This is a genomic window from Candidatus Kryptoniota bacterium (assembly GCA_036567965.1).
In the GTDB taxonomy this organism is placed as follows: domain Bacteria; phylum Bacteroidota; class Ignavibacteria; order Kryptoniales; family JAKASW01; genus JAKASW01.
Window position 1 is genome coordinate 231,234 of record DATCTN010000021.1, and the last position, 14,569, is coordinate 245,802.

14 protein-coding genes are annotated in these 14,569 nt (G+C 50.9%); 10 read left to right on the forward strand and 4 right to left on the reverse strand.

The window, feature by feature from the left end:
* Positions 1-12 precede the first annotated feature (12 nt).
* From guaB to VIS48_09400, 10 genes are all read left to right on the forward strand, one after another.
* On the forward strand, positions 13-1,473 hold the full coding sequence (gene guaB, locus VIS48_09355; protein ID HEY9166354.1) for an IMP dehydrogenase: 1,461 nt from the start codon (positions 13-15) through the stop codon (positions 1,471-1,473).
* Positions 1,470-2,591 (forward strand): aminopeptidase P family protein, encoded by a 1,122-nt coding sequence (locus VIS48_09360; protein HEY9166355.1) that lies wholly within the window; start codon positions 1,470-1,472, stop codon positions 2,589-2,591. The genes guaB and VIS48_09360 overlap by 4 nt, the downstream gene beginning before the upstream one ends.
* Positions 2,581-3,897, forward strand: coding sequence for a glycosyltransferase family 4 protein (locus VIS48_09365; GenBank protein HEY9166356.1), 1,317 nt, complete (start codon positions 2,581-2,583; stop codon positions 3,895-3,897). The genes VIS48_09360 and VIS48_09365 overlap by 11 nt, the downstream gene beginning before the upstream one ends.
* A complete protein-coding gene (purD, locus tag VIS48_09370; protein ID HEY9166357.1) occupies positions 3,894-5,192 on the forward strand; it encodes a phosphoribosylamine--glycine ligase in 1,299 nt (432 codons plus the stop codon). Before VIS48_09365 ends, purD begins: the two co-directional genes overlap by 4 nt.
* Positions 5,189-6,112 (forward strand): NAD-dependent epimerase/dehydratase family protein, encoded by a 924-nt coding sequence (locus tag VIS48_09375; GenBank protein HEY9166358.1) that lies wholly within the window; start codon positions 5,189-5,191, stop codon positions 6,110-6,112. Before purD ends, VIS48_09375 begins: the two co-directional genes overlap by 4 nt.
* A gap of 3 nt (positions 6,113-6,115) precedes the next feature.
* Positions 6,116-7,072: a methylmalonyl Co-A mutase-associated GTPase MeaB gene (gene meaB, locus VIS48_09380; GenBank protein HEY9166359.1), complete on the forward strand. Its 957-nt coding sequence runs from the start codon at positions 6,116-6,118 to the stop codon at positions 7,070-7,072.
* An 80-nt stretch (positions 7,073-7,152) separates the two neighbouring features.
* Positions 7,153-8,295 (forward strand): acyl-CoA dehydrogenase family protein, encoded by a 1,143-nt coding sequence (locus tag VIS48_09385; protein ID HEY9166360.1) that lies wholly within the window; start codon positions 7,153-7,155, stop codon positions 8,293-8,295.
* An 89-nt stretch (positions 8,296-8,384) separates the two neighbouring features.
* A complete protein-coding gene (locus VIS48_09390; protein ID HEY9166361.1) occupies positions 8,385-9,275 on the forward strand; it encodes an endo alpha-1,4 polygalactosaminidase in 891 nt (296 codons plus the stop codon).
* 112 nt (positions 9,276-9,387) lie between these two features.
* Complete coding sequence (gene apbC / locus VIS48_09395; protein HEY9166362.1) at positions 9,388-10,476, forward strand: iron-sulfur cluster carrier protein ApbC; 1,089 nt, start codon at positions 9,388-9,390, stop codon at positions 10,474-10,476.
* A 6-nt stretch (positions 10,477-10,482) separates the two neighbouring features.
* Positions 10,483-10,728, forward strand: a complete 246-nt coding sequence (locus VIS48_09400; GenBank protein ID HEY9166363.1) for a NifU family protein — start codon at positions 10,483-10,485, stop codon at positions 10,726-10,728.
* A gap of 13 nt (positions 10,729-10,741) precedes the next feature.
* Here the strand turns inward: VIS48_09400 and VIS48_09405 are convergent, their stop codons facing one another.
* Genes VIS48_09405 through VIS48_09420 form a run of 4 tightly spaced genes read right to left on the reverse strand, consistent with a single transcriptional unit; the run spans position 10,742 to position 14,437 of the window.
* Positions 10,742-11,449, reverse strand: coding sequence for an ATP-binding cassette domain-containing protein (locus VIS48_09405; protein ID HEY9166364.1), 708 nt, complete (start codon positions 11,447-11,449; stop codon positions 10,742-10,744).
* A complete protein-coding gene (locus VIS48_09410) occupies positions 11,446-12,276 on the reverse strand; it encodes a class I SAM-dependent methyltransferase (protein HEY9166365.1) in 831 nt (276 codons plus the stop codon). The genes VIS48_09405 and VIS48_09410 overlap by 4 nt, the downstream gene beginning before the upstream one ends.
* Positions 12,273-13,274 carry a 4-hydroxythreonine-4-phosphate dehydrogenase PdxA gene (gene pdxA / locus VIS48_09415; protein ID HEY9166366.1) on the reverse strand — a complete coding sequence of 334 codons (1,002 nt, stop codon included), beginning with the start codon at positions 13,272-13,274 and terminating at the stop codon, positions 12,273-12,275. Before pdxA ends, VIS48_09410 begins: the two co-directional genes overlap by 4 nt.
* Positions 13,271-14,437 carry a GWxTD domain-containing protein gene (locus tag VIS48_09420; GenBank protein ID HEY9166367.1) on the reverse strand — a complete coding sequence of 389 codons (1,167 nt, stop codon included), beginning with the start codon at positions 14,435-14,437 and terminating at the stop codon, positions 13,271-13,273. The genes pdxA and VIS48_09420 overlap by 4 nt, the downstream gene beginning before the upstream one ends.
* Positions 14,438-14,569: the final 132 nt, after the last annotated feature.

The following is a 14,569-nucleotide window of genomic DNA, read 5'->3' on the forward strand; positions in this document are numbered from 1 at the left end:
TAATAAATGAGGATGAACGGAAAGATTACAGGGGACGCACTCACTTTTGATGATGTGCTCCTTGTTCCGAATTTTTCGGCGGTCTTGCCGAGAGAGACAAGTGTCAGGACAAAATTCACCCGCGGGATAGAGCTCAACATTCCGCTTGTCAGCGCCGCAATGGACACCGTCACGGAAAGCGAACTTGCGATCGCGCTCGCACGTGAGGGAGGAATCGGAATCATTCACAAGAATTTTTCGATAGAAAAACAGGCTGAGGAAGTCGATCACGTCAAAAGGTCCGAGAGCGGAATGATCTCGGATCCCGTGACATTGGGTCCCGATCACACGGTCCGTGAAGCGATAGCCCTCATGAACAAATACCACATTTCGGGAATTCCGATCGTCAAAGGTGAGCTTCTGGTCGGAGTTCTCACGAACAGAGACCTCCGGTTTGTCGACGACCATGATCGCAAGGTCTCAGAGTTCATGACCCACGAACATCTCGTCACGGCAAGAGTTGGAACTACTCTGGAAGCTGCCGAAAAAATATTGCAGAAGCATAAGGTCGAAAAGCTCCCGGTGGTCGACTCTTCCGGCAGACTTAGAGGACTTATAACTTTCAAAGACATACAGAAGAAGAAGCGTTATCCGTACGCGTCGAAAGATGAGCGCGGCAGACTTCGCGTCGGCGCAGCTGTCGGCGTCAAGTCGGAAACTCTTGATCGTGTCGAGGCCCTTGTGAAAGCAGGTGTCGACGTCATAATCGTCGACACAGCGCACGGTCATTCCAAAGGCGTGATCGGGATGGTCAAGACATTGAAGAGGAAACATCCTGAACTGCAGTTGGTGGCAGGAAATGTCGGAACAAAGAAGGGGACCCTCGATCTAATCAAGGCCGGCGTCGACGCGGTGAAGGTCGGCATCGGTCCGGGAAGCATATGCACAACTCGAATAATCGCCGGAATTGGGATCCCGCAGATCACTGCGGTCATGGAATGTTCCGCAGTTGCATCGAAATACAAAATCCCGGTAATCGCGGACGGCGGGATCAAACAAACAGGAGACATACCGAAGGCGATTGCGGCCGGCGCCGACACTGTCATGATCGGAAACCTCTTCGCGGGCGTTGAGGAAAGCCCCGGTGAAAAAGTCCTCTACGAGGGAAGAGCTTACAAAACTTACAGGGGAATGGGATCCCTCGACGCCATGAAAGCAGGAAGCAGCGATAGGTATTTCCAGGATGTCGAAGACGACATTCAGAAACTGGTCCCTGAGGGAATTGAAGGACGCGTTCCGTACCGCGGACCACTGAGCGACACCGTGTATCAAATGGTGGGAGGACTTAGAGCTGCGATGGGATATCTTGGCTGCAGAAACATCAGCGAGCTTAAGTCGAATGGCAAGTTTGTGAAGATAACGTCCGCGGGACTCAGCGAAAGCCATCCGCACGACATCGATATAGTCAAGGAGGCTCCAAACTACCATATATGACGCTTAGCGAGCTGCAAGCGCACTCAGTCAAGTCGGTCGGTGAGCTGCAAAGGCAAATTCGGGGATTGTCGCTCGATGCGTTCCTCGTGTCCGATTTGTCGAATGTCAGGTACCTGACGTCGTTCAGCGGTACCACAGCTCTTTGTGTGATTTATCCCGACAGCTCTATCTTCCTTACTGATTTTCGTTATAAAGAACAAGCTGCGATCGAAGTGGCAAGCTGCGAAATCGAAATCTACGACGGGAACGTGATAGATTATCTTGCAAAAAAAATATTTCGGGGACTGCGCGGGAGAAAATTGTCGATAGGAATTGAGGATACAATTTCTGTCGGGACTCTGGATGAGTTGTCTTCAAAGGTATCAAGCGGTGAATTCACAAAGACATCCCAGGTCATCGAGAAGATCGCCTCCAGAAAATCGAAGCCTGAATTAGAGCTGATAAAACAGGCTTGCTCGATAAGCGGCACCGCTCTGGAAATACTGGTACAGGAAGAATGGACGGGCAAATCGGAAACAGAACTGGCAGCCACGCTCGAGTTCAATCAGAAAGTGATGGGAGCATCCAAGGAATCATTTGACACAATTGTCGCGAGCGGGATGCGTGGTGCTATGCCGCACGGAATCGCATCCGGTAGAACGATTGAAAAGAACGAATTGGTAACGATCGACTTCGGCTGTTTCTTCGGTGGGTATGCCTCAGACATTACCAGAACTTTTTCGACCGGCCCAAAAATCAAATCCAGGCTCTCCAAAGTCTATCAGATCGTTCTTGAAGCGCAAAGAAAAGCGGCTGACTTCGCCAAAGCAGGAGTGGCGGCGAAGAGCGTAGATCGAGCGGCCAGATCGTATATCGAGAGAAAAGGTTACGCAAAATACTTCGGTCATGGAACCGGACACGGTGTCGGGCTCCGGATCCACGAGCTCCCGCGAGTTTCCAGGACAAGTGATGACGTTCTCGAGGAAGGGAATGTCATCACAATCGAACCGGGAATATACCTGCCCGGAATCGGAGGTGTCAGGATCGAAGATGATTTCGTCGTGACGCAGAACGGCGTCGAGCAACTCACGCACTTTTCAAAGGAAATGGAGTATTACATCACGACCTATGGAAAATAAGGTACTGATCGTCTCTTACTATTTTCCGCCGATGGGATTGAGCGGCGTTCAGCGAACGCTCAAGTTCGCAAAGTATCTCCCAAACTATGGCTGGGAACCTACCGTGTTGACGGTTACACCCACCGCTTATTACGCACTGGACTACGACCTGCTGCGCGAAGTTACGGAAAGCAATATCAGAACCGTGAGAACTAACTCTCTTGATCCCACGCGACTCTTCGAAAGTGGTAAACCGGTTAAGATGCCTCATGAAAAATTGAGGAACTTCCTGAGCGGCGTGAGCCAGACTATCTTTGTCCCGGACAACAAGATCGGCTGGAAGCACGATGCGATGAAGGCCGCGAGGAAATTACTCCAGGAGGAACAATACAATGTAATATTGTCGACGGCTCCGCCTTACACTTGTCACCTCATAGGCGCTGCACTGTCGAAGGAATTCAATATTCCGCTTGTGCTTGACTACCGTGACGCGTGGGTCGACAATCCGCTGCATTTTTATCTTACACCTTTTCACAAAATGTCTCATCAGAACATGGAGAAAAAGGTGTTGCGCACTTCAAACCGGATCATTACAATTAATCGAAGGATAAAGGAATTGATGATCCGCAGATATCGGTTTCTGGCATATAATGACATCGCAATCATACCGCAAGGATACGATCCGGAAGATTTCGAGGTAGAGAACGAGCTCAAGCTTCCACACACCGACAAGATGAGAATAACGTACGCGGGAACGTTTTATAGGAACAGGACTCCGAAGTATTTTCTGCGCGCGCTTTCTGAGCTTCTTAAAGAACAGCCGAAGCTGAAAGATAATATCGAAGCGGTGTTCATCGGCAACTTCAGAAAGGAAAATCTTGCGCTTGTCGATTCACTGGGCCTGAAGGATGTTGTGAAGGTCTTCGGCTATCTCGACCACAAATCAACCGTCAGATATCTGATGACGAGCGACCTACTTTGGCTGACGATCGGCAACGGCCGCGGGGAAGATATGATTTCAACCGGGAAATTATTCGAGTACATCGGCAGCAGGAAACCCATCATAGGTCTGGTTCCGGATGGAATAGCCAGGAACGCAATCCTCGAATCGGGAGCAGGTCGTGCGTTCAATCCGGACGACGTTTCCGGGCTCAAGACAGCTCTGTCGGATTTCTATGACTTGTGGGAGAGGGACACTCTTCCGGAGATCCCGATGAGTTTCGCTCAGGAATACAACCGCGTCAAACTGACCGGGGATCTGGCAAGAGAACTCGCGTTTCAGCTTGACTATCGCGGCTCGTACGCGAAAGTGGGGGAGGACAGATGAAAGTTCTCGTCGTCGGGGGCGGTGGACGCGAACACGCGCTGATCGACGCCCTTTCGCGCGACAGCGGCGTGGCAATTTACTGTGCACCGGGGAACGCCGGCATCGCACGACAGGCTCATATCGTGAAGCAGAAAGCGGACGAGGTTTTCTCCCTGCTCAGATTTGCGGACGACAACAAGATCGACCTGACAATTGTGGGGCCTGAACAACCCCTCGCGCTTGGAATCGTCGATGCCTTCGAAGCAAAAGGAAAATTGATTTTCGGGCCGCGGAAACTCGCAGCCAGGCTCGAAACCAGCAAAGTGTTCGCAAAAGAGTTCATGAAAAGATGGAAGATTCCCACCGCCGCATCTCGCTCCTTCTCGGCCCAGCAGGCGGATGAGTTGAAAAAGCATCTTAAGACTTCGAAATATCCGCTCGTGATAAAAGCCGACGGGCTCGCGGCAGGCAAGGGCGTTTCGATTGTTCAAAACTTCAAGGAGGCAGAAAAGGAGATCGAGAACTTCTTCGTCAAGAGGATCTTCGGTGAGTCCGGCGAGAGAATAGTTGTGGAAGAATTCATGTCGGGAGTCGAAGCTTCCGTGTTCGCGGTGACGGACGGACATGATTATGTAGTGCTCCCTCCTGCTCAGGATCACAAACGAATAGGAGACAACGATACCGGAAAGAACACGGGTGGCATGGGCGCGTTCGCCCCGACGCCCTTTGTCACACAGGAGATCCTCCGCCGGACACGAAGCGAGATCATCGAAAAAGTGATCGAGGGGACATCGGCCGAGGGATTCCCGTTTAGAGGCTGTCTTTATTGCGGACTCATGCTCACTGACGAGGGACCAAAAATCGTTGAGTTTAACGCGCGGTTCGGAGATCCTGAGACCCAAGCCGTTCTACAACTCGTCGATTCTTCCGTAGTCGTGCTTCTCTATTCCGCTGCAAACAAAAAGATCGGCAGCTACAAACTCTCATTGAACGGGAACTCGGCGGTCTGTGTGATGGCGGCCTCAAAAGGTTACCCCGATCAGTATGAAAGCGGCAAGCCGATATCCGGTCTCGAACAGGATGATCCCAGGACAAAAGTGTTTCACTCCGGTTCAAAGAAAGTAGACGGCAAGATTGTGACAGCCGGAGGAAGAGTACTAGGCGTCACCGGAATCGACGCGGCCGGGAGGATACAGACAGCCTCGAAGCATGCCTATGAGCGGCTCGGCAAGATCGCCTTCGAAGGAATTTACTTCCGGCATGACATCGGTAAAAAGGCGATCGAGTATGAGAAAAACAAAGGTGTCTCAAAATGAAAATACTGGTCACCGGCGGAGCGGGTTTCATCGGTTCCAACATTGTCGACGCGTATCTCGCCCAAGGCCATGAAGTTGCGGTGCTTGACGATCTTAGCTCAGGCTCTCTGAGCAATCTTCCTGGTGGCGTCCAATTTCATAAAATGGATATCCGTGATCCTGAAGTCGCTAATCTGTTTGCTGGCGGCAAGTTCGATTTGATCAACCACCTGGCGGCACAAATGGACGTCAGACATTCTGTGGAAGATCCAATGTTTGATGCAAGTGTCAATATCCTTGGTACGCTCAATCTCCTCGAAAACGCCGTTAAGCACGGCGTAAAGAAAGTCATCTTTTCTTCCACGGGCGGTGCGATCTACGGTGAACAGGATTATTTTCCCGCGGACGAAAATCACCCCACACGTCCGCTTTCTCCTTACGGGATCGCGAAGCTGACGGTGGAAAAATATTTGTATTTTTACAACATCGTCCACGGGTTGAATTATGTCGTGCTCCGTTACGCAAATGTCTACGGTCCACGCCAGAATCCGCACGGCGAAGCAGGTGTGGTCGCGATATTTACCGATAAGCTTCTCAACGGCGAGCAGCCCGTAATCAACGGCGACGGAAAGCAAACGCGTGACTACGTTTTCGTCGGAGATGTGGTTCGGGCGAACGTCCTCGCACTGGCATATCCGAAGAATGAGATATTCAATATCGGCACGGGAAGAGAAACGGATGTGAACGAGCTCTTTGGTGTCCTGAGGAAGCTGGCTGGATCCTCTGCAAATGAAAATCACGGACCGGCCAAACCGGGTGAACAGTTAAGGAGCGTCGTGGATTGTCACAAGGCCGAAAGAGCTCTCGGCTGGTCGCCTGCCGTTAGCCTTCATGACGGGTTATTCCAAACCGTGGAGTTCTTCAAAAAGAAAATGCGTTAATTAATGTTTGAAGCGGATATTATCGGCGGGGTTCTCTCTGGCGACAAGCGGGCGATTGCGCGTGCGATCTCGTCCGTGGAGAATCAGGACGAAATGTCGCTCGGTATTCTGAATGGCATTCACAAGAATCTTGGAAATGCGCATCGGGTTGGGATCACGGGTCCGCCAGGTGCCGGAAAGAGTACCCTCGTCAGTAAACTCACAAAGGATCTTAACGAGAGGGGGAAGAGAGTAGGAATTGTCGCCGTCGATCCGACAAGTCCATTTACGGGCGGCGCGATTCTTGGTGATCGTGTTCGAATGATGGAACTCAGCGCACGAGACGGGGTCTTCATAAGGAGCATGGCCACGCGGGGAAGTCTGGGCGGGTTGAGTAAAACCACTCAGCAGGCAGCCGATGTTCTGGATGCTGCCGGGTTCGACCTGGTTCTTCTTGAAACTGTTGGCGTCGGCCAGTCCGAACTCGATGTTGTCGAGGTGGCGGACACGACTATCGTAGTGCTGACTCCGGAATCGGGCGACTCGGTACAGGCCATGAAGGCGGGCCTGATGGAGATTGCCGATTTCTTTGTGCTGAATAAAGCGGATAGGCCAGGGGTGGAGCAGTCGTATAATGCCATCTCCACTATGCTGCAAATATCTGCCCATCCTCATTCGGCATCGGAAGAGTTGAACGGATGGAATCCATTTATTGTTAAGACAGTTGCCAGCGAAAGCAAAGGCATCAACGCGGTCCGAGAAGGGATCGAAAAGCATTACGGCTATCTCGTCAGCAGCAGGAAGCTTTCCGAAAAACGGAAAGCGCGAATCAGGAGAGTCGTATTCGAGATCGTTTCGGAAAAACTTCATGCGAGTTTCTGGAACCGTAAACGGCTTTCAGATCTCGATGAGCGAATTGATCTTGTATTGACAAACAAGATCTCCGCGATTCAACTTGCCGAGGAGCTTACAAGCAAGTAAGGGTGTTTCACAAAACCGGATGCTTATGTCAACGACCCCCAAAGAGGTCCGACAGCTGCTGCCAACGAAAGGAACACTGAATGGATTTTAAGCTCTCTCCTGAAAGCGAACAGGTGCGCGCACTTGCCAGGGAATTTGCACAAAACGAAATGCGGCCGCTGGTTATGAAGTTTGACGAGTTGCAGGAATTTCCATTCGAAATAATTTACAAACTCGGCGAGCTCGGATTCATGGGAGTCGTTTTTCCCGAAAAGTACGGTGGGGCGGGATTGTCCTGCGTCGACTACTGCATCGTTATCGAGGAAATCTCCGCCGTCGACCCCTCGATAGGCCTGTCCGTCGCTGCTCATAACGGACTTTGCACAAGTCATATTTATAGATTCGGGAGTGAAGATCTCAAGTCGAAGTATCTGCCAGGCCTCGCATCTGGAAGGAAAATTGGAGCTTGGGGACTGACGGAGCCGACGAGCGGAAGCGATGCAGGCGCAATGCGGACAGTTGCAGTCCGTGATGGGACAACATACGTCTTGAACGGTGCTAAGCAGTTCACCACGCATGGTTCGGTCGGCGATACTTTCGTCGTGATGGCAATTACGGACTCATCGAAAGGCAAAAAGGGTATAAGCGCTTTTGTCATCGAGAAAGGGACGCGCGGTCTTTCGGCGGGGAAAAAGGAGAACAAGCTTGGGATGAGAGCAAGCGACACGTCTACTCTCGTGCTGGAGGATGTGAGAATTCCAGTGGAGAATCTTATCGGAACAGAAGGTGACGGATTCACGCAGTCGCTGGAGGTCCTTGACGCCGGCCGTATTGGGATAGCCGCTCTGTCGGTAGGAGTCGCCCGTGGGGCTCTCGAAGCCAGTATCAGGTATGCAAAACAGAGGGTCCAGTTCAGCCGCCCAATAGCAGAGTTTCAATCAGTTCAATGGAAAATCTCGGACATGTCCACCAAAGTAGAGTCGGCCAGGTTGCTAACCTATCGTGCCGCTAACCTTAGAGACAACGGGAAAGATATTCGACTGGCAGCAGCGACGGCAAAGTACTTTGCGAGCGAGGCTGCGGTCAGATGCGCCGAGGAAAGCGTTCAAATTCACGGCGGGTACGGTTTCATCAAGGACTTTCCGGTGGAGAAATTTTACCGCGACTCGAAATTACTCACGATAGGTGAGGGGACAAGCGAGGTCCAGAAAATGGTGATTGCCAGAAACATACTCGAGCAATAATTGACAATTACCTCCCCGCGTGCTGGTGCATTAAGAATCTGACCGTTTGTTCTTAATGAGTTGAGCATTACTTTCTTCATGTGGATGCAATGAAACCACTCTTCGTGCTTCTCTTACTTCAGTCGGTTTTGCTCGCACAAGCAAAACATCGCAATCCCTGTTCCGCGCCGCTGGGAAGCGTGAATAGTTTCGCGGTAGTTTATTTTCCCGACGACTCCCTGAACGAATTGGCAATATTCGATATGGTGATTGTAGATCCCGCTGATTATGATTCTTCCGACATCGCGAAATTGAAATCCCTTGGATGTCAGCCGTTCGCTTACCTGAACGTCGGAGAAGTTGAAACCTATCGTGACTATTTCGACATGATAGACACATCCATTCTCCTCGGGCCGGATCCTAAATGGAAAGAACGGTATTACGTCGATCTATGCGATCCGCAGTGGTATGAAGTTATTTCAAAATTTAGACTGCCGGACATAATGGATAAGGGATTTTGCGGCCTCCTTGTGGACTTCTCGGATCTGCTCGACGAATTCCCTGAGACAGAAGATTGCGCAGTTAAGCTCATCAAGAAAATTCACAAGGGGCTGCCCAACACCGCCATCCTGGTGGACGGAGCTGCAAGAATTCTAGACAAAATCGGGAACGACGTCGACGGTGTGGCGGTGGAAGGGCTGATAGGCACATACGACTTCGATGCCGATGAATATGGCGTTCAGCCGGACTCAACGGTAGATCGGGAGTCCGCGCGCCTTCTGGCGTTTGCTAAGAAGTTCAAGACGAGCATTTTCCAGATCGATTATGCTCCGTCTGCCGACAGACAATTGAGAGAGAATATTATCGAGCAATCCAGGAAATTCGGCTTCATACCTTACGTTGGTACTGTTGAACTCGACACACTTTTCACGGACTCGGTCCGCAAATCAAAATTGATTGCGCCGAAAAATGCCAAGTCAACACCGGATACGTTAAAGTAGAAAACCGTCCTTCGTGTTCGGACCGCTCGTCGAATCGGTCGGGCGGTACCGGATGAGGTAATTGAAATTCATCTTCTGCACGGCTAATTTGTTATTTCCTTTGGAGGAATTGATGACAAAAGACGATGTAACTGCTGTACTTTCTAAAATAAAAGACCCTGATCTTCACCGAGATATTGTCTCGCTCGGGTTCGTAAAAAATATAAATATCACTGACAGCCGGATGGATATCGAGATTCAATTAACGACGCCGGCTTGTCCGGTTCGCGACGAGATGAAAGAACAGGCTGAACGTGAAATCCGCCAACTCGGATTCAAGGGTCAGCTTAACATTGCGATGACCAGCCACGTCGCCAGCCATGTCAACCAGGTTCGGGAGCAGGTACTACCCGGCGTGAAGAACACGATAGCAGTCGCAAGTGGAAAAGGTGGAGTGGGCAAATCCACAATTGCTGTCAGCATGGCGGCCGCACTCGCGCGCGATGGCGCTAAGGTGGGCATTGTGGATGCGGACGTGTACGGTCCATCGCTCCCGTTGATGCTCGGTGTAACTGAAAAACCGAGGACGGAGAAGATTGACGAGAAGCATTTCAAAATTTTTCCCGTGGAGAAATACGGGATTAAGATGATGTCCATAGGATTCCTCGTAGACACGGAAACACCCATGATATGGCGGGGACCGATGGCAAGCGGCGCCGTGAAACAATTTCTCACGGATGTAGTTTGGGATGATCTGGACTATATGATATTCGATTTGCCGCCGGGCACCGGCGATGTCCAGCTGACACTCGTTCAAACGATACCTCTGACGGGAACGGTTATTGTGACCACGCCGCAGGATGTGTCGCTTGCCGATGTCAGACGCGGAATAAGGATGTTCCAGAAAGTTAACGTTCCCATTTTCGGCATTATCGAGAATATGAGCTACTTTGTGTGCTCACACTGCGGGCAAAGGGAGGAAATATTCAGTCATGGAGGCGGCGAAAGAACGGCGAAAAAATTCAACGTGCCCTTTCTCGGAGAAATCCCGATCTATACCCCCATCAGGATCGGCGGCGATACCGGAAAACCGATCGTCCTGACCGAGCCGGAGTCGGAGCAGGCACAAATGATTCAGTCCGTGGCGCGTCGCCTCGCCGCACAAGTCAGCATCGCAAACATGTCCGCCGCATCTTCCGGAAAGATTGAAATAGCACTGTAGCTCATCATGCCCTATTCGCAAGAAGTAATCCGATCGATCCAGGATGTCCTCGCGGAATCGAACAAGTTTCTTGCAATCGACAAGGGCGCAGTCGAGTACGTAGATTTGGAACCGGATGGAATCTTACGAGTGAGGTTCGTAGGCTCGTGCGAAAGGTGTCCGCTCAAACCGATGACTCTACGGGCAGGAGTGGAAAGAGCAGTTCTCCTGAAAGTCGCGGAGGTAAAAAGGGTAGAGTTAGTAGTAGTCTGACAGGGAAGCGCGCCTAGTCTTCCAGTGTTCCCGGAATATCAAGAGGGAATGACTGGAGAGAAAGCGGATCAAGTTCCTCGCATTTGCAATTCCGGATCGCGATTGTCCTGGCCGGAAATTTCCTGATGAGCTCGTAATTGTGAGTCGCAACCAGAACCGTTGTCCCGCCAAGATTAATCTTCTTCAATAGTGTCAGGATGTCGGCAGAAGTAGCGGGGTCGAGGTTGCCTGTCGGCTCGTCTGCGAGGATTGCGACCGGATCCTTCGCGATCGCCCGCGCTATGGAGAGCCTTTGTTGTTCTCCTCCGGAAAGTTCTCCCGTGGGCGAATTCTTCTTGTGTATCAATCCGACCTGACTTAAGGCCTGCGTCGTGCGCATTTTTATTTCACGACTCGAGTAACCGACCGCCTGGAGCGCGAAAGTAACGTTGTTATACACCGAACGGTCGTCGAGAAGTCTGAAATCTTGAAAAATAATTCCAAGTCTCCGCCTTAACTGGTAGAGTTCGCGTTTCTTTATGGACGCCGAGGAAAACGAATCGACCTGCACTATGCCGTTAGTCGGAAGAATATCCATGTACAGGAGGCGCATCAGCGTAGTTTTTCCGCAGCCGGTCTCGCCCACTATGTACACAAATTCGCCCTTCTGGATGGAGATATTGGCATCGGAGAAGATGACGTGGTCATCGAAGGCGAAAGCAACTTTTGTACAGTGGATCATGGCTGCTTCAACAACACGAAATGTACTCTTTCAGTTTTGTTATCCGCTTCAAGATAAGTGAAGTCTCCAACGGCAAGTTTCTCTCTGAATCCCGCCGCGCTAATCAATTTACGGAGAAGGTCAAGATCATACACATACTCGTGATGGGCCTCTTCATATACTTTGCCATTCTTTCCAACACGGACAATCGTCGTATGTATTCTCGATTTGCGGTCGTAAGACGACCGTCGTTCGTAAGCGAGCCCGTTGTGCCGTCCTTTCTGAGTGAACAGGTTGTTTTCGTTCAACGAGTTCGGCTCCAGACTTGCGTCAAGAACGAATGCGCCGCCGTCTTTCAGATTCTCATGAGCGATTTTGAAAAAATCGGAAAGCAGACTCTTCGTTGGAATATAATTAATGCTGTCGTAAACGCACACTTCGACGTCGAAAGTACTTGCCGACTCGAATTGCGTCATATCATAATTGAGAAACCGAGCCCTGTTCCTTGTTCTTTTCCCGACTTTTGATTCCGCCACGGCCAGCATCTCTTTCGAACTGTCGACTCCTGTCACCCGGAATCCGAGTCGCGACAGCAAAAGAGAGATGTTTCCGGTTCCGCAGGCGAGCTCGCACAGCTCCATCTTTTTTAGTTTTGACCTGCGTATGTCGATCCCTGACATCTTCAGTAGTTGTGCCAGGTACGCAGCCCAGCTGACGTAATCCACCTCTCGCATCATATGGTCGTAGATGGGGGCACTCGCGGTATACGGTGCGGCTTCTTCGGCGGGCATTTCAAAGAGATTTTTCTTAGCTGATCGGCCGAAGGGGTGCAGGATTGTTCGTTTCAATTCCTGGCAGCTTTTCTGTTCTTCGAAATTTCCATTGCGAGTTTTATCGCTTCGATGGTGCTGGATGGATTCGCTACGCCTTTACCCGCGATGTCGAAAGCTGTACCGTGGTCCGGTGAAGTCCTGATTATTTTTATGCCTGCCGTGAAATTGACGCCTGTACTGAAGGAGCGCATTTTAAGGGGGATCAATCCCTGATCATGGTACATCGCGAAAATGCCGTCGAAGAGTCCTTCGCGGTAAGTGCCAAAGAAAGCGTCAGCGGGGAACGGTCCTTCGGCTTTTATTTTCTTAGACTTTGCCTCGAGGATCGCAGGCTTGATGACGTCGTTCTCTTCGCATCCGATCAACCCGCCTTCTCCCGCATGGGGATTGAGGCCAAGGACGGCAATCCGGGGGAGCTTGACCCCGAAATCAAATCTGATAGAATCATTGAACGTGGACAGCCGCTCAAGTATTGCCTCTCGTGTTAACTGGCGCGAAACTTCGGAGATAGGAACGTGGATTGTTGCGAGCGCGACGCGCGCGAACCCGGAAGCCATGATCATTATCGACCGCTGCGACTTTGAAAGGGTCGTAACCATTTCGGTCTGGCCCGGAAAACAGAATCCCGCCATCTGCAGCGCCTGTTTCGACACGGGTGCCGTCACCATCGCGGCAACCGAGCCGTCAACACAAAGTTCAACAGCTTTCTCGATGGCTTTGCCGGCCCAATACCCGCTTTCCTTCGCGAGGCTTCCTGGTCTTATCTTCTCTTTGAAACCGGGTCCGATGTCCAGGATCGTGATCTCGCTTCGTCCGACCGCGTCCGACAATGAGCCGACACTCAAGATCTTTCTCCTCAGGGAGAACTTGTTGGCGTAGTGCTCAAAAACTTTATAAGGTCCGATCAAAAGTGGGGTGCAGTTCGCCCTGATTGTCCTGCTGGCCGCCGATTTGAGTGCAACTTCAGGTCCGATACCGTTGAAATCTCCGATGGTTATTGCAATTATGCTCATAATTTTTCCGTTTCATACAGCTTGAAATCGCCTGCCCGCTGCTCTTTGAATACCAGAGCCCTTTTCATGTTCGGATAAACCCATGTCTCGTACGTACCATCGCTCCGCAATTCCCGCTTTATTTCTGCCGGCTTGCCGTAAACGATGTAAGCCTTTCCTCTGTCGGTCGCCGCGCCGTCGAGATTAGAAATCGTCCTGAAATTCTCAACTGCATAATCGGCTCTTCTGTAGAATTCATCCTCAAGCTCGTTGAATGCAGTGTTCGGTGTGGGATCGTGGGACTTCCAGTAGGCGTCGAACTTTTGTTTCACTTCCTCATCGCTGCCGGAATTTATCTCGGAAAAAACAGAGTCAGGCAAGATGTATTTGATCAGTGATAAAGCTGTCTTCCGGTCTCGAAGCGTCAACGGTTCATCCAACCACAAGTAAGAGAAGTGCAGCTTCTCACCCGAACTGTCGGAGGAACAAGTCAGCTCGTATTGTCCCGCACGTAAGGTGTCGCTCGGAAATGATATGATGTATGTATGTGTACCACGATTGTTATCGCCCACAAGGTCCAGCGTCAGGCCGCTGCTGTCGGGCGAGATCTCGCCCTGCCAGGGTTGAACTGATCTTGCAACTGCGACCACCTGGCCTTTCGGCGTTTCAAGCGAGAATGTTGGAGGATCTTTGAACTTATGCTTCATGACAACCACGGCGCGGATTGTGTTCGGAAACGCTGCAACGTCGCCTTCCGGGGAAGGAAAAATCTTGTCGCCAAGCACGGAGTCCGCAAAGATCGCAGAAAGGACGACTGAGGTTCCCGGATGACGCAAATCCAACGCAATGGAACGGCTGAGATAAGTAATCTGCTGGTTATCGTCACGGACTTCTGCCGAAATTTTAAATGATGATTTTCGAAGATCTGCGACAATCAGGTCCCTTGCCACCATGTGCCGGTCCTGGGTCTCTTCAAAATTTCGCGACGTAATCTTTCTTGTATTGAAAATGTGACTGTTGATGCCGGAACTCGAATCGAATGCGTCGACGGAGAAATCTAACTCCGACCGGAATGCACCTAATCCATCCCGAGTCTTGACAAAAATCAGTCTCGGGAAGGGGATAACGTAAGTAAAACATACCTCGACGCTGTCGGCAGATTGCCCCAGGATCAGATAGCTCAACGGGAAACTCTGCATCTGCAACATTTGCGGCTGGGAGAACGAGATACATGGGAAAAGGAGAAAGGACCATACTACTAGCAATCGTAACGTCATCGAATAAAAGTTAAACACATCGACCTTCTTTATCAAAAT

What these genes read in the sequence shown, in the direction of transcription:
- guaB (HEY9166354.1), top strand. Translation starts at nt 13, where the DNA reads ATGAACGGAAAGATTACAGGGGACGCACTCACTTTTGATGATGTGCTC.
- VIS48_09360 (HEY9166355.1), top strand. Translation starts at nt 1,470, where the DNA reads ATGACGCTTAGCGAGCTGCAAGCGCACTCAGTCAAGTCGGTCGGTGAG.
- VIS48_09365 (HEY9166356.1), top strand. Translation starts at nt 2,581, where the DNA reads ATGGAAAATAAGGTACTGATCGTCTCTTACTATTTTCCGCCGATGGGA.
- purD (HEY9166357.1), top strand. Translation starts at nt 3,894, where the DNA reads ATGAAAGTTCTCGTCGTCGGGGGCGGTGGACGCGAACACGCGCTGATC.
- VIS48_09375 (HEY9166358.1), top strand. Translation starts at nt 5,189, where the DNA reads ATGAAAATACTGGTCACCGGCGGAGCGGGTTTCATCGGTTCCAACATT.
- meaB (HEY9166359.1), top strand. Translation starts at nt 6,116, where the DNA reads ATGTTTGAAGCGGATATTATCGGCGGGGTTCTCTCTGGCGACAAGCGG.
- VIS48_09385 (HEY9166360.1), top strand. Translation starts at nt 7,153, where the DNA reads ATGGATTTTAAGCTCTCTCCTGAAAGCGAACAGGTGCGCGCACTTGCC.
- VIS48_09390 (HEY9166361.1), top strand. Translation starts at nt 8,385, where the DNA reads ATGAAACCACTCTTCGTGCTTCTCTTACTTCAGTCGGTTTTGCTCGCA.
- apbC (HEY9166362.1), top strand. Translation starts at nt 9,388, where the DNA reads ATGACAAAAGACGATGTAACTGCTGTACTTTCTAAAATAAAAGACCCT.
- VIS48_09400 (HEY9166363.1), top strand. Translation starts at nt 10,483, where the DNA reads ATGCCCTATTCGCAAGAAGTAATCCGATCGATCCAGGATGTCCTCGCG.
- VIS48_09405 (HEY9166364.1), bottom strand. Translation starts at nt 11,449, where the DNA reads ATGATCCACTGTACAAAAGTTGCTTTCGCCTTCGATGACCACGTCATC.
- pdxA (HEY9166366.1), bottom strand. Translation starts at nt 13,274, where the DNA reads ATGAGCATAATTGCAATAACCATCGGAGATTTCAACGGTATCGGACCT.